Source organism: Aquibacillus koreensis (assembly GCF_025154055.1).
GTDB classification, from domain to species: domain Bacteria; phylum Bacillota; class Bacilli; order Bacillales; family Amphibacillaceae; genus Aquibacillus_C; species Aquibacillus_C koreensis.
Map to the genome: position 1 here is coordinate 75,155 of NZ_JAOALK010000043.1, position 25,443 is coordinate 100,597.

The 25,443-nt window shown below is 38.1% G+C and carries 23 protein-coding genes and 1 other annotated feature; of the genes, 10 read left to right on the forward strand and 13 right to left on the reverse strand.

All coding sequences use genetic code 11. The annotated features are described in order from the left end of the window. Positions 1-2 precede the first annotated feature (2 nt). Positions 3-1,157, forward strand: a complete 1,155-nt coding sequence (gene thiH, locus NYQ66_RS12150; RefSeq protein WP_259869839.1) for a 2-iminoacetate synthase ThiH — start codon at positions 3-5, stop codon at positions 1,155-1,157. A gap of 253 nt (positions 1,158-1,410) precedes the next feature. Continuing rightward, positions 1,411-3,627: a catalase/peroxidase HPI gene (gene katG, locus NYQ66_RS12155; protein WP_259869841.1), complete on the forward strand. Its 2,217-nt coding sequence runs from the start codon at positions 1,411-1,413 to the stop codon at positions 3,625-3,627. 67 nt (positions 3,628-3,694) lie between these two features. Here katG and NYQ66_RS12160 read toward each other — a convergent pair whose 3' ends face one another. Then, positions 3,695-4,069, reverse strand: coding sequence for a carboxymuconolactone decarboxylase family protein (locus tag NYQ66_RS12160; protein ID WP_259869843.1), 375 nt, complete (start codon positions 4,067-4,069; stop codon positions 3,695-3,697). Positions 4,070-4,291: 222 nt separating this feature from the next. Between NYQ66_RS12160 and NYQ66_RS12165 the strand changes: the two genes are divergently transcribed. After that, positions 4,292-5,995: a DUF2207 domain-containing protein gene (locus NYQ66_RS12165; RefSeq protein ID WP_259869845.1), complete on the forward strand. Its 1,704-nt coding sequence runs from the start codon at positions 4,292-4,294 to the stop codon at positions 5,993-5,995. A gap of 66 nt (positions 5,996-6,061) precedes the next feature. Here NYQ66_RS12165 and NYQ66_RS12170 read toward each other — a convergent pair whose 3' ends face one another. The 5 genes from NYQ66_RS12170 to thrS form a co-directional block, all read right to left on the reverse strand. Continuing rightward, positions 6,062-6,595 (reverse strand): GNAT family N-acetyltransferase, encoded by a 534-nt coding sequence (locus NYQ66_RS12170; protein ID WP_259869847.1) that lies wholly within the window; start codon positions 6,593-6,595, stop codon positions 6,062-6,064. Positions 6,596-6,615: 20 nt separating this feature from the next. Beyond that, positions 6,616-7,560, reverse strand: coding sequence for an SDR family NAD(P)-dependent oxidoreductase (locus NYQ66_RS12175; RefSeq protein ID WP_259869850.1), 945 nt, complete (start codon positions 7,558-7,560; stop codon positions 6,616-6,618). Positions 7,561-8,111: 551 nt separating this feature from the next. Further along, positions 8,112-9,215, reverse strand: coding sequence for a DUF2812 domain-containing protein (locus NYQ66_RS12180; protein ID WP_259869852.1), 1,104 nt, complete (start codon positions 9,213-9,215; stop codon positions 8,112-8,114). Next, the gene (locus NYQ66_RS12185; protein WP_259869854.1) at positions 9,212-9,535 is read right to left on the reverse strand and encodes a PadR family transcriptional regulator; all 324 of its coding nucleotides are present in this window, start codon (positions 9,533-9,535) and stop codon (positions 9,212-9,214) included. Before NYQ66_RS12185 ends, NYQ66_RS12180 begins: the two co-directional genes overlap by 4 nt. Before the next feature lie 170 nt (positions 9,536-9,705). After that, the gene (gene thrS, locus NYQ66_RS12190; RefSeq protein WP_259869856.1) at positions 9,706-11,631 is read right to left on the reverse strand and encodes a threonine--tRNA ligase; all 1,926 of its coding nucleotides are present in this window, start codon (positions 11,629-11,631) and stop codon (positions 9,706-9,708) included. A 316-nt stretch (positions 11,632-11,947) separates the two neighbouring features. Further along, positions 11,948-12,172, reverse strand: a binding site (T-box leader). A gap of 171 nt (positions 12,173-12,343) precedes the next feature. On the opposite strand from thrS, the gene NYQ66_RS12195 reads away from it, so the two are divergent. Continuing rightward, positions 12,344-13,198: a TetR/AcrR family transcriptional regulator gene (locus NYQ66_RS12195; RefSeq protein WP_259869859.1), complete on the forward strand. Its 855-nt coding sequence runs from the start codon at positions 12,344-12,346 to the stop codon at positions 13,196-13,198. A 21-nt stretch (positions 13,199-13,219) separates the two neighbouring features. Beyond that, positions 13,220-14,698 (forward strand): MDR family MFS transporter, encoded by a 1,479-nt coding sequence (locus NYQ66_RS12200; RefSeq protein ID WP_259869862.1) that lies wholly within the window; start codon positions 13,220-13,222, stop codon positions 14,696-14,698. Between the two features lie 625 nt (positions 14,699-15,323). Here NYQ66_RS12200 and NYQ66_RS12205 read toward each other — a convergent pair. The 4 genes from NYQ66_RS12205 to NYQ66_RS12220 form a co-directional block, all read right to left on the reverse strand. Further along, positions 15,324-15,725: a DUF3888 domain-containing protein gene (locus tag NYQ66_RS12205; RefSeq protein ID WP_259869864.1), complete on the reverse strand. Its 402-nt coding sequence runs from the start codon at positions 15,723-15,725 to the stop codon at positions 15,324-15,326. A gap of 139 nt (positions 15,726-15,864) precedes the next feature. After that, positions 15,865-16,158 (reverse strand): type II toxin-antitoxin system RelE/ParE family toxin, encoded by a 294-nt coding sequence (locus NYQ66_RS12210; RefSeq protein WP_259869867.1) that lies wholly within the window; start codon positions 16,156-16,158, stop codon positions 15,865-15,867. Then, positions 16,146-16,328, reverse strand: a complete 183-nt coding sequence (locus NYQ66_RS12215; RefSeq protein ID WP_259869869.1) for a hypothetical protein — start codon at positions 16,326-16,328, stop codon at positions 16,146-16,148. Before NYQ66_RS12215 ends, NYQ66_RS12210 begins: the two co-directional genes overlap by 13 nt. A 660-nt stretch (positions 16,329-16,988) precedes the next feature. Then, positions 16,989-17,843, reverse strand: a complete 855-nt coding sequence (locus NYQ66_RS12220; RefSeq protein WP_259869870.1) for an MBL fold metallo-hydrolase — start codon at positions 17,841-17,843, stop codon at positions 16,989-16,991. Between the two features lie 248 nt (positions 17,844-18,091). Between NYQ66_RS12220 and NYQ66_RS12225 the strand changes: the two genes are divergently transcribed. From NYQ66_RS12225 to NYQ66_RS12235, 3 genes are read left to right on the forward strand one after another with little or no spacing between them, the layout of a single operon-like run. Further along, a complete protein-coding gene (locus NYQ66_RS12225) occupies positions 18,092-18,643 on the forward strand; it encodes a GbsR/MarR family transcriptional regulator (protein WP_259869872.1) in 552 nt (183 codons plus the stop codon). 4 nt (positions 18,644-18,647) lie between these two features. Then, the gene (locus NYQ66_RS12230; protein WP_259869874.1) at positions 18,648-19,307 is read left to right on the forward strand and encodes a cysteine hydrolase family protein; all 660 of its coding nucleotides are present in this window, start codon (positions 18,648-18,650) and stop codon (positions 19,305-19,307) included. A gap of 17 nt (positions 19,308-19,324) precedes the next feature. Continuing rightward, positions 19,325-20,248: a glycine betaine ABC transporter substrate-binding protein gene (locus NYQ66_RS12235; RefSeq protein ID WP_259869876.1), complete on the forward strand. Its 924-nt coding sequence runs from the start codon at positions 19,325-19,327 to the stop codon at positions 20,246-20,248. Between the two features lie 293 nt (positions 20,249-20,541). Here NYQ66_RS12235 and NYQ66_RS12240 read toward each other — a convergent pair whose 3' ends face one another. Then, a complete protein-coding gene (locus NYQ66_RS12240; protein ID WP_259869878.1) occupies positions 20,542-20,910 on the reverse strand; it encodes a hypothetical protein in 369 nt (122 codons plus the stop codon). A 271-nt stretch (positions 20,911-21,181) separates the two neighbouring features. On the opposite strand from NYQ66_RS12240, the gene NYQ66_RS12245 reads away from it, so the two are divergent. Further along, complete coding sequence (locus NYQ66_RS12245) at positions 21,182-21,472, forward strand: hypothetical protein (RefSeq protein ID WP_259869880.1); 291 nt, start codon at positions 21,182-21,184, stop codon at positions 21,470-21,472. A gap of 74 nt (positions 21,473-21,546) precedes the next feature. On the opposite strand, the gene NYQ66_RS12250 is transcribed toward NYQ66_RS12245, so the two are convergent. After that, entirely contained in the window at positions 21,547-22,827 is a 1,281-nt protein-coding gene (locus NYQ66_RS12250) for a M15 family metallopeptidase (protein ID WP_259869882.1), read from the reverse strand. A 239-nt stretch (positions 22,828-23,066) separates the two neighbouring features. On the opposite strand from NYQ66_RS12250, the gene NYQ66_RS12255 reads away from it, so the two are divergent. Continuing rightward, positions 23,067-24,260 (forward strand): M50 family metallopeptidase, encoded by a 1,194-nt coding sequence (locus NYQ66_RS12255; RefSeq protein ID WP_259869884.1) that lies wholly within the window; start codon positions 23,067-23,069, stop codon positions 24,258-24,260. A gap of 117 nt (positions 24,261-24,377) precedes the next feature. Here NYQ66_RS12255 and NYQ66_RS12260 read toward each other — a convergent pair whose 3' ends face one another. Then, the gene (locus NYQ66_RS12260; RefSeq protein WP_259869887.1) at positions 24,378-25,334 is read right to left on the reverse strand and encodes an ROK family glucokinase; all 957 of its coding nucleotides are present in this window, start codon (positions 25,332-25,334) and stop codon (positions 24,378-24,380) included. Positions 25,335-25,443 lie beyond the last annotated feature (109 nt).

The window sequence follows — 25,443 nt, forward strand, 5'->3', positions numbered from 1 at the left end:
TGATGGCTAAACGAATCGTAGATCATATGGCGTATCAGGACGGGATGGAAGTTATTGAATCTGACCTTATGGACAAAGTATTAACAGCTATAGGGGAATACGATTATAAGCAATATACGAAGTTTGATGTAGAAAAAGCACTTAGCAAGGAGCATTTATCGCTTGAGGACTATAAAGCCATATTGTCGCCGGCAGCAATGCCTTATTTAGAAGTAATGGCTAGAAAAGCGATGGCAAAAACGAGAAAGCATTTTGGAAATTCGATTTCGCTATTCACACCTTTATACATTGCCAATTACTGTACAAATGAATGTGTTTATTGTGGATTTAAAGCGACGAACAAAATTCAACGTGCGCTTTTATCAATGGAAGATGCAGAAGAAGAGCTAAAGGCCATTGCCGATACGGGACTTAAGGAAATTTTGTTACTTACTGGCGAGTCCCGTTATAAATCAAATGTTCAATATATCGGCGACGTTGTTAAACTAGCAACTAAATATTTCACTACTATCGGGATTGAGATTTATCCGCTTAATACAGATGAATATACCTTCATCCGTGAGTGTGGTGCTGATTTCGTGTCCGTTTACCAAGAAACATACGACACAGATACCTATGCAGAAGTACACAAATGGGGATCGAAACGTAGTTTTCCATATCGCTTTGATGCACAGGAGCGCGCATTAAAAGGTGGATTACGCGGGGTTGCCTTTGGTGCACTACTTGGGTTAGATGATTTTAGAAAGGATGCTTTTGCAGCAGGTTTACATGCTCATCTTGTGCAACAAAAGTATCCACATGCAGAGATCTCGTTCTCCACACCTAGAATTAAACCTTACATTAACAATGCAGATAATAATTCTAAAGATGTGTATGAGAAAGAGCTACTACAAGTGATGCTAGCCTATCGCTTATTCATGCCGTACGCAGGCGTTACGATCTCAACACGTGAAAGAGCAGGATTCCGAGACCAAGTAATCGGAATGGTGGCCAACAAAATGTCTGCTGGCGTAAACGTCGGAGTTGGTGGGCATAGTGATGAGCAACAAGGCGACGAACAGTTTGAGATCTCAGACGAACGTGACGTAAGCGAAATCGACCAAATCATTCGCAGCAAAGGACTACAACCCGTCTACACAGACTATATACGAGTGTAACGTAAACACGGGGACGGTTCTTGTGTTTCCATTTCATAGAATGGAAACGCAAGAACCGTCCCCGTGTTTCTGCTTTTTGTACATTTTGTGTCATTTGCGTTTTAATTTTTTTTAAAGAATCGGTGCTTTTTTGTCCATATTTACGTAAGTTTTATTTATAATAGAATTATAGAGATTAAAATAATTATTGTTTAGTAGTTTCTACTATAAAAACATAATTATTTTCGTCACTTTAACTTGGAGGAGGAACTATATGGACAAGAAAGAGAATGCTAATATTGAAGGTTGCCCATTTCACGGTAGTGCTACGAGTCAGACATCTGGTGGTACGACAAATAGAGATTGGTGGCCAAACGCATTAAACCTGAACATCTTACGTCAGCATGACAAGAAATCAAACCCAATGGGTGAAGACTTTGATTATGTAGAAGAGTTTAAAAAACTAGACTACGATGCATTGAAGCAAGACTTGCATAATCTCATGACAGACAGTCAAGATTGGTGGCCTGCTGATTACGGTCATTATGGTCCATTCTTTATCCGTATGTCTTGGCACGCTGCAGGTACATATCGTACTGGTGACGGCCGAGGTGGTGGTGGTACTGGTTCTCAACGTTTCGCTCCACTTAATAGCTGGCCAGATAACGCTAGCTTAGACAAAGCACGCCGCTTACTATGGCCAATTAAACAAAAGTATGGAAATAAAATTTCTTGGGCTGACTTACTTGTGTTAGCAGGGAATGTTGCGATTGAAGACATGGGATTAAAAACAGTTGGTTTCGGTGCAGGACGCGCAGACATTTGGCATCCAGAAGAAGACGTTTATTGGGGCGCAGAAAAAGAATGGCTAGACGATAAGCGCTATTCAGGTGAACGTGATCTTGAAAATCCACTTGCGGCTGTGCAGATGGGACTTATTTATGTAAACCCAGAAGGTCCAAATGGTAAGCCAGATCCACTTGCTGCTGCTCATGATATTCGTGATACATTTGGTCGTATGGGAATGAACGATGAAGAAACAGTTGCACTAATCGCTGGTGGTCACACCTTTGGTAAGGCACACGGTGCTGGTGATGCTGCTCACGTTGGACCAGAACCAGAAGCTGCTCCAATTGAAGCACAAGGCTTTGGTTGGCAGAGCACATATGGCAGTGGTAAAGGCCGAGATACAATCACTAGTGGCCTTGAAGGCTCTTGGACGCCTAACCCAACCAAATGGGATAATGGTTTCTTTGATATGTTATTCGGATATGAATGGTGGCTAACGAAAAGTCCTGCAGGCGCATGGCAGTGGCTTGCTGTTGATCCTAAAGAGGAGGATCTTGCACCAGACGTAGAAGATCCTTCGAAAAAAGTACAAACCGTGATGTTTACAACAGATTTAGCATTGCGTCATGATCCTGAATATGGAAAAATTTCTCGTCGATTCCATGAAAATCCTGAAGAATTTGCTGATGCATTTGCACGTGCGTGGTTTAAACTTCTTCACCGTGATATGGGACCTAAAGCAAGATACATTGGTCCAGAAGTTCCGGAAGAAGATTTCATATGGCAAGACCCAGTTCCAGCAGGTAATTATGATTTAACAGAAGTAGATGTAGAAAACCTTAAAACACAACTCTTAGATTCAGGACTTACTGTTAGTGAATTAATCACAACAGCATGGGCCTCTGCGAGTACGTTCCGTGGCTCTGATTTCCGTGGTGGCGCTAATGGTGCCCGCATCCGTCTTGCTCCACAAAAAGATTGGGCTGTAAATCAACCAGAACAACTTTCTCGCGTACTAAGCACGCTTGAAGAAATTCAGTCTAATTTTGCTAAAGAAGTTAGCCTTGCTGATTTAATCGTACTTGGTGGAAGTGCTGCAATTGAAAAATCTGCAAAAGATGCTGGCTTTGATGTTACCGTTCCATTTGCACCTGGTCGCGGAGATGCAACACAGGAACAAACAGATGCAGAAGGCTTTGAAGTATTGGAGCCTGTTGCTGATGGATTCCGTAACTACCAGAAACAGCAATATAGTGTAAGCCCAGAAGAACTTCTGATCGACAAAGCTCAACTTCTTGGACTTACTGCACCAGAAATGACTGTACTAATTGGTGGTATGCGTGTACTAGGCACTAACCATGATGGTACAGAACACGGTGTATTCACAGAAAAAGTTGGCACACTTACAAACGATTTCTTTGTTAACTTACTTGATATGGGAATTGAGTGGAAGCCAACTGAAAGTAACCTTTATGTAGGAAGCGACCGCCAAACTGGGGAAGTTGTTCGTACTGCTACAAGAGTAGACCTTGTGTTTGGTTCTAACTCTGTACTTCGCTCTCTTGCAGAAGTATATGCACAAGACGATAACAAAGAAAAATTCGTCCATGACTTTATCGCTGCATGGGTAAAAGTGATGAATGCAGACCGCTTCGACCTAAAACAAACAGAAGCAAAGAAAACAGAACTAGCAGGAAAATAAAAACGTGAACATAGGGACGGTTCTTGTGTTTCCAAATTGGAAACCAAGAACCGTTTTCCTGTTTACTTTAATGTTTTACTTCTGAATAATAATCAAATGTATCCATTGCTAATGTAACACCTTGCGAGAAGGCTGCGCCTCCGCCCAAAGCTGCGCTAATTGCAACGGTCTCCATAATTTCATCCTCCGTTGCACCGTTTTCGACAGCACCTTTCGTATGGTACATAATGCAGTATTCATCTTGTGCATAAATGCTAATGCTTAAAGCCATTAGTTGTTTTTCTTTCTTAGCTATGGCACCATCTTGAAAACAAGCCTCGGTAAAGTCAAAATAACCTTGTGTCATCTTAGGAAGTCTTTCTCTAAACCGAGAACTACCTTCCTTATAGTCTAAAATAGATGCATCAAAATAATTGTGTAATTCATCTGGATTGATATCCATTTTCCATCACCTCTTTTTTTTGCTACATCTTATCTTCTAATATTTAGGATATAAATATACATAAAATTATTTTGTATTCCCTTAAAAACACAAGACCCATCTCCACAACAAAAATTGGAGATTTCTCAGACGAAACGGATTCGTTATAATACCATCCCTGCTTATTTTGATGAAACTTTTCCTCTCTTGAGTCGTATAACAAAATAGAGGAGTTGACCATTCATGAAAAAAATAATATTCTTCCTTGTTTTTTCGATTTCGATATTATTATGGCCAATGTCGGTATTGGCAGTAGATTTTTCGATAGAAAACACACAAATTAACGCCTACTTGCAAGAAAACGGTGATGTGAAAGTGACGGAACAGCATCAATATCAATTTGATGGGGACTTTAATGGGATTACCCGTACACTTCACCAGAAAGAAAACACACCAATTGAGAATGTTCAGGCACACGAAAATAACCAAGCATTAAAAGTGGAGCAGGACAATAATCTATACAAAGTCTATCGCAGTGGTTCGGATGAAAGTATTACTATTGATCTTACATACACCATAAAAAATGGCGTAGATCGTTACTTAGATGTTGCACAATTCTACTGGTCATTTTTCGACAGTACGAATGAATCTACTTATGCAAACATGGATATCTATATTCATCCTCCACAATCAACAGAAGAGGTCATTGCATTTGGATACGATGAAGCACAAAATACTCTTCATTCCGAAGTAGATGGTATAGCCCACTTTGCCTTAGGGAAAGTACAGAGTGGAGAAAACGGCAATATACAAGTTGCATATGATGCGTCTCTTTTCCCAAGCGCTAACATAATAGCAGAGGAAAATAAACGTGATGCTATTATAGCCGAACAAACGGCACTTAAGGAAAAATTGATCGCCTTTGAAAATCGACAAGACCTTTTTAGCAAAATTGCCCCATTTGTGATTGGACTCTTTACCGTTTGTTTAGTAACTGTATTTATTATAGCCTGGAGAAAGAAACGAATGACGTTATGGGAAGTAGACCGAAATACGTTACAAACTTCCTTTTTACCAAAAGAAGAAATGAGCCTACCCGCAACAATTCTCTACATGAGACAAACGGCTGGGAATGGCCCGTTAATTTCAGCAGCTTTAATGGATTTAGTTCGTAAAGGACTCGTAAAGAGAGAAACAGAAAATGAGTTTGTTGTGGTCCACCAAAACACGGATCATGAACACGAAAGCATATTAATCGACTGGCTATTTTATAAGGTCGGTAATAAAGGAAAGTTCTCTACTTCAGACCTTGAAACATATACGAAGAAGAAACTAAATCAATCCTACTACCATAAATATCTTTCAGAATGGTACCAGGCGATCAAAACTGAAATAAAACAAAATCAATTGATGGAGAAGAAACTTGCTATGCGTCTGACAACCGGGATAATTGGCATGTTACTAATTCCGACAGCTATTCTGTTTTTAGTTTATGAGCTTTATTGGTGGATGACTCTATCGTTTTTCCTCAGTTTTTCGTTCTTTGGATTCGCTCTTTTTTACCAACCAAGAACAGAGAAAGGTGTTCGAATCAAACAAGAGTGGCAACAATTTAGCACGAGGTACGCAAATATAGAGGAAAAGCAATGGAATGAATGGATGAGTGACGAACAAATGAAGGCGTTCATTTATGCCATCGGTACTGGTAATAAACAGATGCAGACAAAAAATGAAGCATTCCTAAAAAACATGTCAGCTCAACCTACTACTGATCTTGGTGTGTCATCGAACGATATGGTTATGCTTATGATCCTTTCAGGAACGTTAACCAATCATTTCAATGAAGCAGATCGAACTGTATCTGCAGCAACGATGGATGGAAGTAGCAGTGGCACTGGTGGCGGAACCGGCGTTGGTGGCAGCGGCGGCGGTTCAGGGGCTTTTTAATCAAAACGTGAACGCAGGGACGGTTCTTGTGTTTCCAATTTGGAAACACAAGAACCGTCCCTATGTTTACAACACATACTCTAGTTGTACATCTCTTGGGTCACTTTCATATAGTTCTTTGTTTATTTCTTCTGCTTCTCGGCATCCGATGGAATGGTAAAATTGAATCGTGTCTTCTGCAGAGCCTGCACAAATATATAATCTCTCTGCTTCCCATTGTTTAGCAACTTCCGCCACTAACATAAACAACTTGCTACCAATTCCTTTACCACGTAGTTCTACTGTAATAAATAGTTGGTCTAAAAGAACATACTTGTACTTTTCACCAAATAACTCCCGGTTCATACTCGCAAACCCTACTAGTTTTCGCTCCTGATCAAAAGCACCGATCGCAATGCCGCTATTTTCTATCGTTTCTAGTAATGCTTGATGATGGGCATCATATCCATTCGGCCAACCCTTATCATGATAGTCTATTGCAATTAATTTGCGCTCACCATCTACTTCTCTCCATGCATTTTTTATATATTGCGAGGCGTCGATATCTCTCAACCGGTGACAATCTCCTGCAGTTAATTGACGAAATTCAAAATGCTCCAACCCATTCCCCTCCAAACACCTTACCTATGATTCGCTACTTCTTCACATAGCTCCCACATTTTATCCTGGTTTTCCTGTTGATCCGCATATAAAGGATAGTAGCTAGTCCCTACCAATTGTTTAATCTCCATAAGAAGATTAGGCTTCTTCACACCTCTCACCATTATCTCCTTCTTATCATTCATAAGTTTTCCTGTCATCTCCTTACATGCATCGGACGTACACATGTAAACATAAATCTCCGCCATTTTTTCTGGAGGAGGAAAAAATAGATTTTGTATTCTTGCTATCATTCTCCATTTTGGCGTTACTTTTTGAAGGGTCTCCTTCGACATTTTTGCACCGTTAATTTGCAGCGCATTGACTTTGATACCATATTGCTCAAACTCTTTCGCCATTTTAAATGTAAGTAAAATAAGTGCCATTTTCGACTGACAATACATGTTATACACACTAAATCCCTTTACATTTTCCATCTCACCTATTACTTGATCAAAGTCAATTTGTCGTTTAGGGTCAAAAAAATGCTTGGTTATGCTACTAGAGGCATGTAGGATTCTCGCATCTGATGATTTTTTCAAATGCTCTAGTAGTAATGTAGTCATGAGATAAGGCCCAAAGGTATTTGTAGCAAATGTGAGTTCAATATTGTCTGGACTCAATCGATATGTTGAACCGTGATTGAAATATGCAGCATTGTGGACTAGAACGTCTAACCGCTCATACTTTTCCTTAAATACTGTGCAAAACTGACGAATTGACGCAAAAGAACTCATATCTAGTCTGAGCAAATCAATCCTAGTATTGTTCGATTCCTCTTTAATTTCCTGTTGAACATGCTTACTTTTTTCAAGATCCCGGCAGGCCATAACAACTGAATGGCCCTCTTTTGCAAACATGTGCGCAGCCGTCTTTCCAATTCCTGAATTTGCACCAGTAATTACAACAATCCTCTCTTTGCCCACCCGCATTCACCCTCCAATTATCTATTCAAAAAATATACACTTTCGTTTATTAACCAAGGAGACTATCACACCGGTAGCCTTTTCAATGTTGTAACTCTAATTATATTTTATATCATTTATATGTAATAGCATTATTTTTCATATGTCCAATTCTTGAACTAACTTACACTCTTCTTGTGACAACGGATTCCTCAAAAAAAGGAGTGTTAGTCCCTCTTTCTTCGTTGTAAGCGACTAACACTTAAAAAAATATCTATCTTTTACTCTTTCTTGCTATACTCGACAAGCCTGACATTATATGCAAAACAAAAGATTACATTCGCCATATCTCAACAAGACATCTCAATTATTTCCAAGGAAATATTCTCTTTGACAGATAACATGGTTCAAGGACAATTCTCTCCGTTTAACGAACATCATTATACAAATTACCTTATGTGCTTACGTAAACTCTTCTATATAGAAATAAAATACTATTTGTACAAACGTTTGATCAATAACTCAATTTTCCTGTATGTTTTATAAAACCCCATACAATAATGGCTACTTCATCATCTCATTCGCCTCATATTTTTCCTATGCCCTAAAAATATCTGCATGCATTTCACACACCACAACACTAATAAAAGGCATAATACCGGTCGGATGAATCCACTAAAACTCCAATTTATGAAAGATTCATCCATTATTTGTGTGTTCGTGTAAAGTGAGAACGATAAAATAGCAATCAAATAGATACTCATTCCGATATTCATTTTAAAAGCACGCTTCATCGACTCTCTTTTCTCACTCTTATCATACGTAAACTGTGGCACTTCCGCGTCATTGTCATAAGGCATTGCCCATATTGAGTAATTTAACAAAGATATATTAGAAGAAAACTTGAGCTGCCAACCTAGTTCTTTATGTGTCGAAAAAAAGGAAGGCTGAACTTTGAATTCAAAAGCACACTCATATTTAATCATATTCGCCTCTTTTCTACGAAAGGTGAAAAGAGCAGCTTTAACTTTTTCTAATTCATAGCCTTCTTCAGCCATTCGTTCGAGCCACTCTTTCGTTTCCTCTAAATGGTACATCCACCCTAATTTGATTTTTCGCATCTTTTCACCTTTCTTAATAGGATGTATGCTTGCATCCATTTCCCGAACCTCAAACGAACGATACGATCTAAAAACATATATAGCAAAAGCAGCTAACAAAACATCCACTATGAATAATGGTAAAATTGTCCATAATCCATCTGGCAATATGCTAGTGTTAACTAAAGCGAATGAGATTAAATAGATTGGTATATGGACTGACAGGAGAAAGATCGCGATTAGGCTAAACAGATAGGCATGCAGACGGTTCCGCTTGATCATCGCATCTCTCACAGGATATAGCGTGATATTCGGCTGTTCATTCGAAAGGAACATCCACTTCCCTTCTGCAGCAACTGCATTCCAGCCATTTTTTAATAATGTAGGAGATAATTCGATGTACTTGCCATATTGGATGCGGTACGTAAGATCCTTTTTTTCTCCTCTTTTAAATGTAAACACACGATTCCAAAGATTAAATCCAATAAGATGCCAACCCTGTAGCGCCATTTCTTCTAGCCATCGTTCTGTTTTATCTACCTGGTAACTCCAAAACAACCTTACCTTTTTTATCATTTAAAGTCCTCCTCATAACGCAAGACATTAGCATGTAGTTCTTTTAAACGTCCCATCTCTACTTGCATTAGTTCTTTTCCTAAACTAGTAATTTCATAGATGGTTTTCCGCTTCTCATCCGAATAAATCGTTATGACCTGATCGCGTTGCATTTTTGTCAACGTACCATAAATCGTGCCGGATCCGAGGATAAGACGTCCCTCCGTCATCTCTTCTACTCGTTTTATAATGCCGTATCCATGCCTAGGTTCTGTTAATGATAAAAGGATGTAAAAAGCTGTCTCTGTCATTGGCACGTATTTTTTTATAATTTTGTTCATCGTAACCCTTCCTTTATGTCACGCTATGACATATGTTATATCATTACTATATCACGTCGTGACATAGTTAGCAATAAAAATAAGAGGTATTGTTCAACACAATACCTCCCAATATCCAAATCACTTAACTATTTAGCACTAAGCCTCGCAGTCCCTTCTACTCACAAATTTTATTCTTCATTTAAAACTCTACCCGCAATAACCTGCTTTATGTTCGACAAAAACACTTCCACATCCACCGCTTCTGATTCCTGCTCTCCATACCTTCTTACATGAACAGATTGGTTTTCCATTTCCTTATCACCAACCACGAGGATAAAAGGCACCTTCTTCATCTGTGCCTCTCTTATTTTATAACCCAATTTTTCCTCACGCAGATCTAATTCGACTCGAATCCCCGCTCCCTTAAATCGATCCTTGACTGATTCTGCATACTGTTGATGGACTTCATTGGATACTGCAATCACTTTTACTTGCACTGGTGCAAGCCATACCGGAAATGCTCCTGCATAATGCTCGATTAATATTCCGAGAAAACGGTCAATTGATCCAAATACAGCACGATGAATAATGACTGGTCGCACCTTATTATTTTGCTCATCCACATAAGTAAGATCAAACTTCTCCGGCATTTGAAAATCAAGTTGAACAGTTGCACATTGATGACTTCTTTTTAGAGCATCCTTAATGTGAATATCGATTTTCGGCCCGTAAAACGCACCGCCCCCTTCATTCACTCGATATGCAACGCCTCGTTTTGATAATACTTGCTTTAATGCCCCTTCTGCTTGGTCCCATAAAGCTTCTTCCCCCATATAATCTTCTGGCCTAGTCGAAAGCTCAATATCGTAGTCAAAACCAAAAGTACTGTACACATCATCAATCAGCTTTAGTACAGACATGATTTCATCTTCGATTTGATCTGGCCTAACAAAAAGATGGGCGTCATCCTGGCAAAAAGAACGAACGCGTAACAATCCATTTAATGCACCGCTAAATTCATGACGGTGTACTTGACCAAATTCAGCCATCCGGATTGGTAGCTCTCGGTACGAATGCAACTTATTTTTAAACACCAACATATGACCTGGACAATTCATCGGTTTAAGCGCAAAGCGTTGGTCATCTACATCTGAAAAATACATATTTTCTTTATAATGATCCCAATGACCTGACTGCTCCCAAAGTCGTTGGTTCATCATGAGTGGTGTTCTAACTTCTTGATAATCAAAAGAATGTTGAATTCCCCTTAAAAAAGACTCCAATTCATTTCGAATGATTTGTCCATTTGCCAAGTAAAACGGCATGCCTGGCGCTTCCTCCGAAAACATAAATAACTCAAGTTCATTTCCTAGCTTTCGGTGGTTACGTTTATGCGCTTCCTCTAAGAAATGAAAATACTCCTCTAGTTCCGCTTGTGAAGAGAAAGCAACACCATAAATGCGTTGTAGCACTTTATTGTTGCTATCCCCTCGCCAATAAGCTCCAGACACATGTGTTAATTTGAATGCTTTTAAAAACTTTGTCGACGGTAAGTGTGGCCCACGGCACAAATCAACAAATTCACCCTGTCTGTACACAGTAACAACTTCCTCACTCGGAATATCTTGCAATAATTCAAGCTTTAATGGATCCTTAGCAAAGATTTCTTTCGCTTCGTCTCTTGACACTTCTTCACGCTTGATCATTATATTTTCGGATGCAATCTTTTTCATTTCTTTTTCAATAGCCAAAAGCTCACTCGCTGCAAGTGTTTTTTCCAATTCAACATCATAATAAAAACCATTTTCGATAACGGGTCCCACACCAAAGTGGACGTTTCCGTATATGCGCTTTACGGCTTGCGCAAGTATGTGTGCCGCTGAATGGCGCATGACTTCCACTCCCGCATTTGCCTGTAGATCATAAAACTCAATCGATGCGTCTTCCTGCAAATGATGACTTAGATCCATAGGTGCCCCGTTTACTTTCGCACCGACTGCTTTCTTTTTTAAGCTCGAACTAATCGATCCTGCAACATCTGCGAGTGACACACCCTTTTGATAATTCTGTTCCTTTCCATCCGGAAATTGAACAATAATTTCTTCTTGTTTCATAACTAACACTCCTCTTATTCAAAATAAAAAGCACACCCATCCCTACAAAAGGGACGAGCGTGCTTTTACCCGTGGTTCCACCCAACTTCCCATCAAACAGATTTGTATGATGGCTTCGTTTCAGCTGTATCGTAGCTTCACGGTTCGGAGTACTTTGTTCATCCGGACTGCTCTAAGGTGGTAAGACATGTTTTCGTGTTAGGAAATTTGCAGCCGAGATTTCCCTCTCTGTAAACCGTAAAACATCACTCATGTCCTTATCATTGCATTCACGTATTCATTTTTTTGTATTAAAAAAACACACAAACATCCCTATCAAAGGGACGAGCATGTGTGTTTAAGTCTCGTGGTTCCACCCAACTTCCCGCCAAAAAAAAGTTGACGGCTCATTGTGCTGTATCGTAGCTTTACGGTACTAATTACTTCATTCACTAGTACTACTCAAAGGTGGTAAGTTTATCTTATTAGTTAGGAAGATCCCAGCACCCTTCCCTCTCTGTAAACCGTATAGAAAAACTCATGTCCTTCTCATCGCGTTCCATTTTAAATTATTAATAAATATAATGAAAACTATTTATAAAGTCAACTCTTTTTTAAAAGTTTCCTTTCTTTGACTTTTTCACAACAGTACAATAAAATGTTTATCATGGATTATTGACCAATAAGTCACCTTATTGACCAATCGGTTACAACACAGAAAGGAGGTTCCTCATTGAGCAAAAAACTAGAATTAAAAGAAACTGCACAACGTATTTTTTCCGAAAACGGCTATCATCTTACTTCTATTCAACAACTCGCAAAAGAAACAGGTATGTCAAAAGGTGCCTTTTATAATCATTTTGATTCGAAAGAACAGTTGTTTACAGAACTAATTAAAGATCATCATGCCGCTATATTCACTTATCACAATGACAGTTCTGACCATACTTCACACAAACAATTACTTCAGAAACAAATAGAAACAGAACTTGGACTCGCACACAAAAATCGTTCTTTTCTATTAACCGTATTCAAAGAGTTTCCATCGAAAAAAGGAAATGACATGACGGAATTAATGGAAAAGTTTCGAACCGATTTATTGCGGATGCATAAACAATTGCTAGAAGCAGCTTATGGTGACGCAATTGACTTACTAGCATGTGACCTTACCGTAATTCTCGAAGGTATGATGAAGGAATACATGGGACTCATCATTTTTTACGATTTAAAAATATCCACCGTAGATGTAAGTAAGTTTATTATCTCAAGTCTCGACGCTCTAGTTGCAGCAAGACAACACTTACAACCAATTCTCAAAGAATCATCTTTGTTTAATACAGAAAAATTACATGAGCCTTTGGATCATGAAGTACTAGAGAAGCTATTTAGTGAGCTTGTCATAGCAGTGAATAGCTTGAATATACCCGATGATCAAATAAAGAAATATCAAGATGCTGTCAGGAAACTACAAGAATTAGAAAAAACTGATGAAGCTGATCCATACTTGGTTGAAGCACTTTTACATTACTTAAAACAAGAACAAGAATTAAGGTCTATCATAGATCAACTAGAAAAAATGATTTTTTGAAGATGGGGGAGAATCTAGTTTATGGGGGAACAAATAAACAATTTTGATAAAGAAAATTTAAAAACCGGTCCGATGCTGGCCGTTTTGCTTATTGGTGCATTTGTTGGTATTCTAAACGAAACATTACTAGCAACTGCACTGCCATCCATTATGGATGACTTAGGGGTTACGGAAAACAAAGTACAGTGGCTCACTACTGCCTTTCTATTAACAAATGGGGTAATGATTCCGATTTCCGCTTTTTTAATTGAGCGTTTTACTACGAGAAAACTATTCTTAACTGCTTTTAGTATATTTGGGCTTGGAACATTTATCAGTTCGATCGCACATGTATTTCCTGTACTTTTAGCAGGTAGAATCGTCCAGGCAACTGGTTCAGGCATTATGCTTCCGTTGATGATGACGGTTATTTTAACAGTTATCCCTAAAGAGCGTCGAGGTCGCGCGATGGGTATGGCCGGAATCGTCATTTCATTTGGCCCTGCAATCGGTCCTACACTCTCCGGTCTAATCATAGAATTCTTCCATTGGCGCGCATTGTTCTATGTTGTGTTGCCGATCGTTGTGTTAACGGTTGTGTTGGCCTTTTTCTACGTTAAAAATGTAACCAGAGTAACGAAGCCAAAAATTGATATTCTATCAATCCTGCTATCTTCTTTCGGATTTGGTGGTTTACTATATGGATTTAGTACTGCTGGTGAACACGGTTGGGAAGATAAAATCGTGGTCATTTCGATCATTGCTGGTGCAGTGATATTAGCTTTATTTATCTGGCGTCAATTGAAACTAGCTACACCATTACTACAATTTAAAGTTTTTAAGTTTAACATTTTTACACTTGCCTTAATTATTACAATGATTGTAATGATGTCGATGATCGGTGCAGAAATGGTGTTGCCGATGTACATGCAAACATTAAGAGGCTTCTCTGCATTAGAATCAGGATTAATGTTACTTCCAGGTGCGATTGTCATGGGGATCATGTCGCCAATTACAGGCATGTTATTCGATAAATTTGGAGCAAGAAAATTAGCAGTACCTGGTTTAGCGATCGTAGCCGTCACAACTTTTGTGTTCACCAATTTATCCATGGATACATCATTTGCATTTATGACAACCATCTACGCCATTCGAATGTTTGGCCTCGCGATGGCTATGATGCCAGTCATGACTGCCGGTTTAAACCAAATACCGGATGCTTGGCACGCGCACGGATCCGCCATGGCTAACACGTTACAGCAGGTTGCCGGTTCAATCGGTACCGCCATTTTATTCACGATCTTAACCACAAGTATGAGTAATTACAAGCCTGACCTTTCTATTTTAGCGGGGCTAAGTGAAAAAGAAGCAGAATTGCAAGTCGCCAATAACGCCATGCTACACGGCTATAATAGCGCCTTCTTATTCGCTTCGATTTTATCACTCGTCGGCATGGTCATTGCGCTTTTTGTTACAGAAAAAGCAGAACAAAAAGCCGCTAAGATGGAAAAAGCAACATAAAACATTTTGTTAGAAAAACATAGGAAATAGCATATTAATTAACAGACCAAATCACATATTTTTAACACCCCTTTTCGTATCAAATCAATTAATAAATTTATCCATAGTTGCTAAAAGGGGTGTTATTTAGTGTGTTAAAACTAATGTTAAATATATACGATAATAAAAACAGACAACTAAAAGGGAGTTTTACTATAAGTGAAGAAGGTCACAATATTGCAAAAGAAAAAAGACAGTTATGATGCTTTTGCTTTCTTACTGTCTGCTTAATCTCTCTATTTCAGATTCAACTTTATAAACTCTTTTATTCCATACTTCGCTTTTGTCATAACATGTTCAGTAATTTTCTCTGTATAAGTCCCTAAACTTTCAATCAAGTTTTGCTGTAACTTTTGTTGCCCTACTTCTAACCTTGCTTGTTCCGTTTTTAGTTCACCAATGTCCGTCTTTATGTCTTTCAGCTCACTTATACCTGACCTTTTAATTAAACAATGAAGGTACTTTGTCAGTATCTTTGCTTGTTCAACATTCCTGTTTCGAAAACTACATCTAAAAACCCTTTCTGAATAGTAGTTAGTGTTGTTCCAGTAATGGGTGCTTAGTGGAATAAGAGTAGAACTATTTGTTAGTTAAAATACACTCTTGGATAAGTTTTTAGATGTTCATAATCAATTAACTCACCATCTGCACTTACTACAATTATATCTTCACCATAAGTAATATGGGCACGATAAAAAGGTTTTACTTTTAATGTGAGTTCATATGCTCCACCTACACCATATAACTGCTTTATCTTTAGTATCTCCGTATCATATGAATCCCACCTAAGACCTTCTGGTGCATCTTCGTCATCTTTATAAATTTCAAATATTGCTTTATCAATTGGCTCTCGTAAGCTATTGATTAGTGCATACTTAAGTGTTTCGCATAACTCCGTATCAGCTTCATTTATCGTTTGTGAAAATGCTGGAGTGTCATAGCTTACTAAAATCATTGTTAAAGTAAGGATTGCAGTTAACTTTTTCATAATTTTCACCTCAGTTTAGTATCTGAACCTAAACTGGTCTTATTCAAGTATCTGGCCGTTACTTTAAGTGTATTACTTGACAATACTTCTTAAATTTTCATAAAAAAACATCATAGCCAACAATTCAGAGCCATGATGTTTATTGGTTTATATATTTAAAGTTTCTAGCATTGTGGATGATTCGAACGACTTCTACTGCATCATTATTAATTCGATAAATTATCCTGTAGTTAGATAATACTTTTTCTCTAATCTTTTCATCTTTCAGTTCTGAAACAATCCGACCAGAATTAGGGAAAACAGCAGTAGTTTCAATTGCATCCATAATTTTTCTTGCAAACATCCTTGCGTACTCTTCGGAGTCTTCAGCAATATAGGTACAAATGTTATCTAAATCTTTTACAGCAGATTCTGCCCATCTTAATTCAGCCATTTCCCTAACTTCTCCTTAACTACTTCATGAGAAACATATTTTTGTGCATCCAGTTCTTTAATTCCTTTTTCTATTTTCTTTCTTATATAAAGTTCTTGCATGATATCATCGAGGGTTACACTTTCCGGTAAATCCCTAATTAGTTTAATTACTTCTTCTTTCGTGCTCATGTGTTATACCTCCTTTTTAAGGTGTTATATAAATTATTATATTACACTTCATTCTTTATAACATTAATATTTAGACAAAGTGCCAACCGTTAAGCTTTCCTTGCTCGTAATTCATCCGTTAGTGATAATCTAACTAATACTTATTTTTTCTTTTAAGTACGAATAACTCATACCACACAATACAGAAAACAGTCACAAAACCTTATTATGATATAACTTGGAACTTTAGGTAAATCCAACATATATCATAAGTACTAGTGCAATATTAGTTAGAATTGCTTCTAAATAACCCCTTCTTCTATCTGTTCTTCTGTTTGACATACTATCCCCCTTTTTCCGAGTCTAAATAAATTCAATAAAAATTAATTCTTATCAGATACTATGTTCTTAATTGTATATAAGTCACTATTTCCTGCCAGTTACTTTAAGATCAACACTTCACAATCTCACTTAATTGTATCACTAAATGGTAAAGTTCTACCAAAAAACAAGAAAAAACAGACCCAAGATTCGGTCTGCTAATCTCCTTGGTATTTAATTTGTTAATTAACATGCTAATTATATAAATTAGGAAAAGGAGTTTTCTTCAATACTAATTACAATTATCTCCCTCTCAATCGAACCCGTCACTGTGTATCTAGGAATTTTTTTCTCCTCTACTTAATGAACATCCTTATCCACATACTTCCCATGGTCCGGAACTGCAATCCGATCAAAATCACGTGCTAGTTGCGCTAGACTGTTTGTTAATTGTTCTCCAGACATCGGTTTTCCATGTCCTGTAACCGCAACAGACGGCTTTAACGCTTCTAATTTATCGACTGATTCCTTTGCTGCTTTCCAGTCTGTTGTTAAATATCTAGGCGGACCGTTTATTTCCTGTTCTTGTGTTAATACTTTATAAAGAGAATCCTGTTTAACTGTTACAAATGCGTCTCCTACAATTAATGCCCGATCTTTTTCCCTAAACAGAGAAACATGTCCAGGCGTGTGACCAGGTGTATGCACCCACTTAAAATCTGGCATATGAGGGATGGACCCATCTGAAGGTAGCTTTTCAATACTACTTCCTAAATCGATCGGTTCGTTTGGAAATAGCGGTGACATTTTCGCTACCATCCCACCTTCCACCGTTGGATCTGGCTCAGCGTAACTCTTTTTCCCCGTTAAGTAAGGTAACTCCAATTCATGGGCATAAACAGGAACGTCCCAGCGGCGTACTAACTCAATAATAGCACCAACATGATCAAAGTGACCATGTGTTAAGATGATTGCCTTTGGACGACTATCCGGCCCAAACCGATCTTCTACTGCGGCAATGATCTCCTCCGCTTGATTAGGCATTCCCGCATCTACTAAAACAAAAGCATCTCTAGTTGCCCCCACTAACATAATATTAACGATTTGAACGGTATAACTGAACAAGTCTGGTAAAACCTCGATCCCAACACCACTTCCAATAGAGGTTGCAGGAATAAATTTATAATCATCACCATAATGCATATCTTTATCCATCTAAATCCTCCTTCGTTTACCGCACACACCTTTATTCTATCTCCTATCAAAATAAATATTATCGGGTATGTATTTTTGTCTTAAAGATAATAAGTAAAAGCATAGCCTAGGTCCAGTGGTTATGCGAAGTTTCTACGTTCTAGTAGCTCCACTTCCCTTAACTGCATTTGACATTGGCACGCTTGTTGTTTATTATGTTTAATATATTCAATACAAACTAAACAAACTGAACGAAAGAGGTGAAAGCTTTGTCTAACGAGTCTCAGTCCGTAGAACAAGCCAGAGATATGATGATTAGTGCGATTGCACAATCGATGGTGATTTATGGTGTCACCCCTTCAGTGGGACGGATCTACGGTGTGCTTTATTTTTCACAAGAACCATTAACGCTTGATGAGATAAAAGACCAAGTAGCTATGAGTAAAGCAAGTGTCAGCAATGGTATGCGCGAACTATTAGAGACCGATATGGTTACGAAAGTTTGGAAAAAAGGCGATCGTAAAGACCACTATGTTGCAGAAAAGGACTACTTGCGAAACTTTCTTACTTTCTATATTAAAAAAATACGTCAGGAACGCAGTTTAATCATGAAGGCAACTGAACAAGTAGAACCGATACTCGAAGAAATTGTACAAGACACAACAACAGATTCACAAGTAAGAGAAAAAGCAAAACAAGATCTAACACTCATTAAAGATTCCTACGAGTATTTTGATTGGACCATGCGACTTGCCAACTCCATGGAGTCCGGAGAGATATTCGAATTTTTACCAAAACAAGCAAACAAAAAGGAGACATAACAACATGAACAGACAGAATACCGCACTGGTACTCATTGATCTCCAAAAGGAAAGTAATTTTGGACTTGAGCAAATGGAGCAAGTAGTATCCAATGCACGAGATCTGATTAATGGATTTAGAGAACAAAACATCCCGATTATATACACGCGTCAAATAAACCGAGAAGATGGCGTAGGGCTTTCCTTAGGAGAACCTTTAAACGAGGATGGCTCACCATTTTACTACAACACAGCAAACGAAAGCATCGAAATCTTAGATGAGATCAAGCCAGAAGACGGGGACATTGTTATCGATAAGTATCGTTGGAGTGCTTTTCACGAAACAAGTCTTGACCTTACACTAAGAAGCCTCAACGTCGAACATGTTGTCATTGGTGGCGTGGTAACGGATGGATGTTTATTAACATCTGTATTTGATGCCTATTTCAGAGATTATAAAATCCACCTCATCAAAGACATATGCGCTGCCTCCAATACTGGCTCGCACATGGCCGCTATGATGATGATGGCAAATTGGATATACAATCTTAACATATATGACACAACCAACATCCTCAACCGTATAAACGGGGAAGCATTCGATGTCTGGAAATCAGAAGCCGTAGATTCACTACAATATACGCCAGATACTATGCAAGAGGTATTTAATAAATTAAACAACTAGAAAAGGGGACAACGATGATGAAAAAGTTTTTATTCGCAATTATAACTGTAGTATTATTAACGCTAGTCGCTTGTGGTAATGAGGAAAATAATACGACTGAAAATGAAAATACCGACAACACTACAACAGATGAACAAACAAATAATGAAGGATCAGATGAAAAAGGTACGCTTGTTTTTGGACAAACTCCTTGGTCAAGTACTGCACCACCAACACAGATTGCAAAACAGATATTGGAAGAACAAGGCTATGAGGTAGAAGTACAACACGTTTCCCAACCGATGATTTGGGAAGGAATGAAAAACGAAGAGATTGATTTCTTCATGGATGCATGGTTACCATATACGGAAGCGCCAAGATGGGAAGAGTTCCAAGATGATCTAGTAAAAGTAGCTACAAGTTATGAAAATGCAAATCTAGGTTGGGTCGTACCTTCTTACGTGGAGGAAAATTCAATTGAAGATTTGAAAGCAAATGCAGATAAATATGATGGCGAAGTAATTACGATCTCGGAAGGTGCAGGGATTGTAGAACTTTCCAAAGAATTAATGGAGGGCGAAAAGCTAGAGGACCAAGGCTTTGAGTTAAAACCTTCTAGTGAGGGCGCAATGATTTCTGTGGTACAAGGTAAAATTGATAACCAAGATCCAGTTGTTTTCACTGCTTGGAGACCACACTCTATCTTTGCGCGTAACGATTTGAAATTCTTAGAAGGTCAAGACGACTACTTCCAAGCTGATAACGTCTATGTGTTATCTTATAAAGGCATTGAAGAAACACATCCTGAGGCGTATGAAATCTTATCGAACTGGAGTATTTCTATCGCCGAACTAGAAGCGATGATCAGTGAGAACGAAGATAACGGTACATCTTTCGAAGATTTAGCAGCAGAGTGGATTGAAAACAACCGCGATAAAGTAGATGAAATGATTGGTGAATAATTAATTGATATGAAGATGAAACAATACTTTTTATTCTAGCAAAGATGACTCATCAAGGGTCATCTTTTTTTATGTGAATTATTGTTGCTCATGATTGCATACTCGGACAATCATAGTCCATAGTTGACCCCTCCTCGGACAAGAACAGAAGGATATTCATAGTTACTGTCCGTAGTAGTCCGTAATTAATCCTACCTCAGGTTAAAGTAAAAAAGGCATACAAAAACGGGGTATCGTCCTAGACAATACCCCGTTTTTGTACGTATAAGTACACATGCATTTGCGTAAATAGCTTATTTCAAGAAACTAATAGCCTGATTCACTACTTTTTTGTCTTTAGCACTAATCTTTTGTGGTTTTTTTGGAGATGACGGCGTTACATTTGTTTCGTCCCCAACTGTTACAATTTGAAGATAAAAAGGTATTGTCTTCTTATCTCCATTTAAAAGCCCCTGAAGAATTTTAACCTTCTCTACCGATCCAGACATAATTCCGTTATAATCCCACTGAATTTTGTTCTTATATTTCTTATCGAGCGATTCTTTAATCGCCAATGCTTCAGAAACAGCCTCTCCAGCAGTTTTAAATAACGAATTCTTACGAAGCAGACTTTTCTTCGCAAAACCATCTCCAACTTTAGCTTGGTATAATACGTTTGACATATTGTCATCCTTCCTGTGTGACCTACCCTCCTAAGTGGTGATTATTACCACCAAACGACCTAAAGGGTAAATCCCTTACTCTTCATTGTACATGTTATTACCAACAATTACTACCTTATGCCGAAAATCGGTGTATAAGAACCATTATTATGGATATGTTGGTCCGTAAATTGAAGTTAAACTATATGCATCTCTGATAAGATGAAAAACGTCAAACCTCTCACAAAAAGTGGAATAATATGTTAAAATTGCACCAAGGGGGGAAGGGATCGTGAATAATGAATTTACGGTCAAAGATATTATTTTCAATGATGACGTTTATAAAAAAAGTAAAAAGATTATTGGTTTTTTGTTTGGGATTACAGTACTTGTCATACAATCGATATTTAGTGAGAACGTATTAATTCCATTTTTCCAAATTACTTTTATTGTCTTGATTACTTTTATTGTTTTGAAATTATTCATCTATAATATGGCTGAAGGAAAAAAAGTGGCTATAAGTGATCCTTTCTTAATCCTATTTTGTATTGGTATGTTGTATTTCATCGAGGTAATGTCTTAATCGCTATAAATAAAGAATTACATATAAAAAATAGGAGCTGTTAAAAACAACTCCCTTTGTTTAAGTTACATCGACTAGCCATTTGCCTTCACAACACCTAAGAACTCTTCAAAGGTAATTTCTCTTTCAAACATTTCAGTAGCTACTTCATTGCCAACATATCTCAAATGCCACGGCTCATACGTGTAACCAGTGATATGCTGCTTATCTTCCGGATACCGCACGACAAATCCATATTTATGTGCATTTGCTTTTACCCATTTTCCTTCTTCCGTTTCGCCGAATCGTTGAATTAAGCCAAAGTTAACGGATCTACTCGTAACATCCATCGTTAACCCTGTCTGGTGTTCACTTTCACCGGGTCTTGCGCTAAACTGATTGGCGTACGCTTCCCCGTGTTGATTGGCATTATAATTAAAAATTATATCCTGTCGATCAAAAGAACGGTAGCCAGACACAGCATATAACGTTATTTCTTCCTTGGATGCAGCCGCAAACATATTCTCTAAAGCTTGTGCGGCAATTTGTCTCATCTGTTTTTTTGGCAAATCTTCTTCAAATGAAAAATCCACATCAGGGATTACTAACTCTTCAGGTACATAGTCTGCCGGAAGCTTGTGTGTCTTGTTTACTAAAATTAATTTTCCTTCTTGTTGTATTTGTTTGGGTGAATAGACTACTTCTTCATTCGTATGTTGATCATCACCAGCTTCCTCTTGCTCTTGGTCCGGTTCCTCTTGGTCCTCTTCCTCTGGCTGATCTGGTACATCTTCATCAACATGGTCTTCTTCAAAGTCTAGCTTGATATCTTGAATGACCCATCCATCTTGTTTTTGGGTAAAAGTCATATAGAAATAATAGCTGCCTCGTAATGCATCTTCATCTTCTTGGGAAACATAGTACTCCCCGTCTTCATTCTCGCCGAATTCATACGGAACTTCTTCCTGTAATAACACTGGTCCCTCTTTAGGGATCAGATAAAGGTTGCCATTCTCTTCTTTATAATATAAATCTACATATTCTTTTGCGAGTGCTTGATCTGCATACTTCGTTACATCTTCTATGAGTTCATCCTTACTAGCATAGTTTTTGACTTTTTGATCATCATCAGTTGCTTGGACAATACTCTCTCTGAATCCTTGATTTAGACGTTCAATTTCAGCTTTTTCTAATGTATTGTCTTGATCTTGGTCATCCTCTTCTCCTGAATCAGACTGTCCGTTTTGATGATCCGTAGACTGATCTTGATCTGCATTTTTCTGATCGTCTGAAGGCGGTTCTTCATTGCCACCCGAACAGCCACCTAAAGTAACAATTAGGAAGCACAGTATAAATACAACTTGCCCTATTCGCAATGCAATTCATCCTTTCTAAGTCGGCATTCTTATTATTCTTCTTATTTCTTCTCCCATACTTAGACGGATGAAAATCATTATAATTACACTACACGCAAGAATAGTCATAAAACGCATATAATAAGCATTGTGGTAAAACTTTCCTCAACGTATAATGGACATATATTCCTAAAAAAAGTTGTTTCATACTCTTCTAGATCTCACATCTTGTTATCAAAAAGACAAGGGGAATCATTACGATGGAAAATAGGAAGAGAAACAAATTAAGGAACTTTATCTTAACGATCTTGATTGGGGGCGCCATTGGTTTTTTGATCGGCATATTAACTGCGATGATAGAAGTCCCTCCGGAATACATGATACTTCCATGGTATAGCAATGTTTTTATTGTACTAATACTTTATATTTTAGCAGTTGGCATTCATGAGCTTGGCCATGCTTTTAGCTTTTCGAAAAATGGGATAAAAATGAGGGCTATTTTTATTACCGTGTTTCTTTTTATTAAAGAGAATGGGCGGTGGAAATTAAAGCTCCGACCTAATAATGTCACGTTAATAGGTGGTATAGCCATCCCAGATGTGGAAGTAGTAAAAAACAACGAAGACATCGATCGACTTCAAAAAACGTATGCCAAGGCAATTCTTGCAGGACCCTTAGCGAGTATATCTTTATGGGGTGTACTCACGATTCTTTCTGTGCTTTTGATGGTGCTCTCGCCTGAAGTAATATCATCTATCTCATTTACAGTGGCTGCAGCCATCACGTTTATCACAATGTTTTTATTAGGATCTTGCTTTGTGAAGAGCGAAGTAGCAATTGGTGATTTTCCTGCGTATGAACTCGCCAAGCGTAATCGCTTTTTTGTTGCCATGCAGTTATACCAATATTCCCTTTTCTCAACTGATTACGAAACCGTTCGAGCTGGGAACACTTTTTTGAGACGCATGTTAATCGAAGGTCTTGAGACAAAATTAGAGGAAAAGGATATACATATTTACACCCTTGGTCTGATTGATCAATTGGTTACCGAATATTTATCAGACACGTTGAAGGAGCTTCCACAGGTTGTTTGGAATTATATCGATTTTCTTACGGAAGACCAGGAACGCCTTGCCAAATTACAAAGCACCGAGCTATCACTTGGGGTATACTTTCACATCATTCAGTTATTATATACCCGAAAAGAGACGAAGGAAAAAGCAATACACTTTTATACAACCATAAAAAACGAACTAAAACCCTCAACAACTATGCGTATTTATTTACTAAAACAAACAGAACACGCGCTAGGACTTCATGACAATTCGGCATTTCTAAATGACAAAAATAATATATGTATTTCACCTGCCCATGGCATTTGGAAAAACTTTGATGGTTATTTTGATGATGAATTAAAATTAAATCAGGATCGTAGTGCCATTCAAGCATTGTAATATAAGGAGTACACGTCAGTCCCACCTTAGTTAGTGGTGGACGCTCAAAATTTGCTAGCACGCGAATATACAACAAAATGCGTAAGCCCATCTTTTGGACTTACGCATTTAAAAATATTAGCTATACAATTTCACTAACGATGCTGCACCGATTACGCCAGCCGTATTGCCTAACTCCGCTAATTTTATTTTTGTTGTTGTCTTAATAGGAGGAAACGCGTATTTTTGGAAATACGCTTCCACACCTTTAATTAGCATTTCACCCGCAGCCGATACACCGCCACCTATGACAATTGTATTCGGATGTAAAATGTTTGCGATGTTAGCAGATGCTAAGCCTAAGTAAAAATAAAATTTATCGACAACTATTTTTGCTAGTGGATCTTCCGCTTTTGCTTGATCGAACACTGTTTTAGCCGTCACTTCTTGTCCATCATCGATCAGTGCTTTTAATTCGGAATCGCCTGCATACTCTTCAGCAAAATCTTTTGCTAGGCGGACAACACCTGTAGCGCTAGCGACTGTCTCTAAACAACCGACATTTCCACATGTGCATGCATAGCCAGTCGGATCAACATTTAAATGGCCTACTTCACCTGCAGCACTAATCCCATGAACCAGATTACCTTCTGAAACAATGCCACCGCCAACGCCAGTACCAAGTGTAATAAGAACAACATTGCTATTCCCATCACCGGCACCTTTCCATTGTTCTCCTAGCGCTGCTACATTTGCATCATTATCGAGAAAGAACGGAATGCCAAGAGCCGCTTCCATTTGCTGTTTCACAGGCTGCAACGTACGCCAATTCAAATTATAGGCGCCAATAACGGTACCATTCTCTATGTCCACTGAGCCCGGGGAACCCATTCCAATTCCTAAAAAATCTTCCGAAGATAGCCCATATAAATTAAATCGCTCCTTAATTGAATCCAAAATAGTAGGGACGATATTATTCCCTTCCTCACTGATATCCGTGTCAATATTCCACTGTTGTTGCAGTTCGCCTTCTTCTGTCAAAATTGCAAATTTTACTGTTGTTCCACCTAAATCTATCCCAAGTAATTTTTTCATGTTCTCCCTCCCACAAACGAATTCGATTATTTATTATTAATTCACCTTTTTAAATATTGTTCTATGATTAAAATCGCTCTACGAATACTTTCTTAATAAAGCTATCATA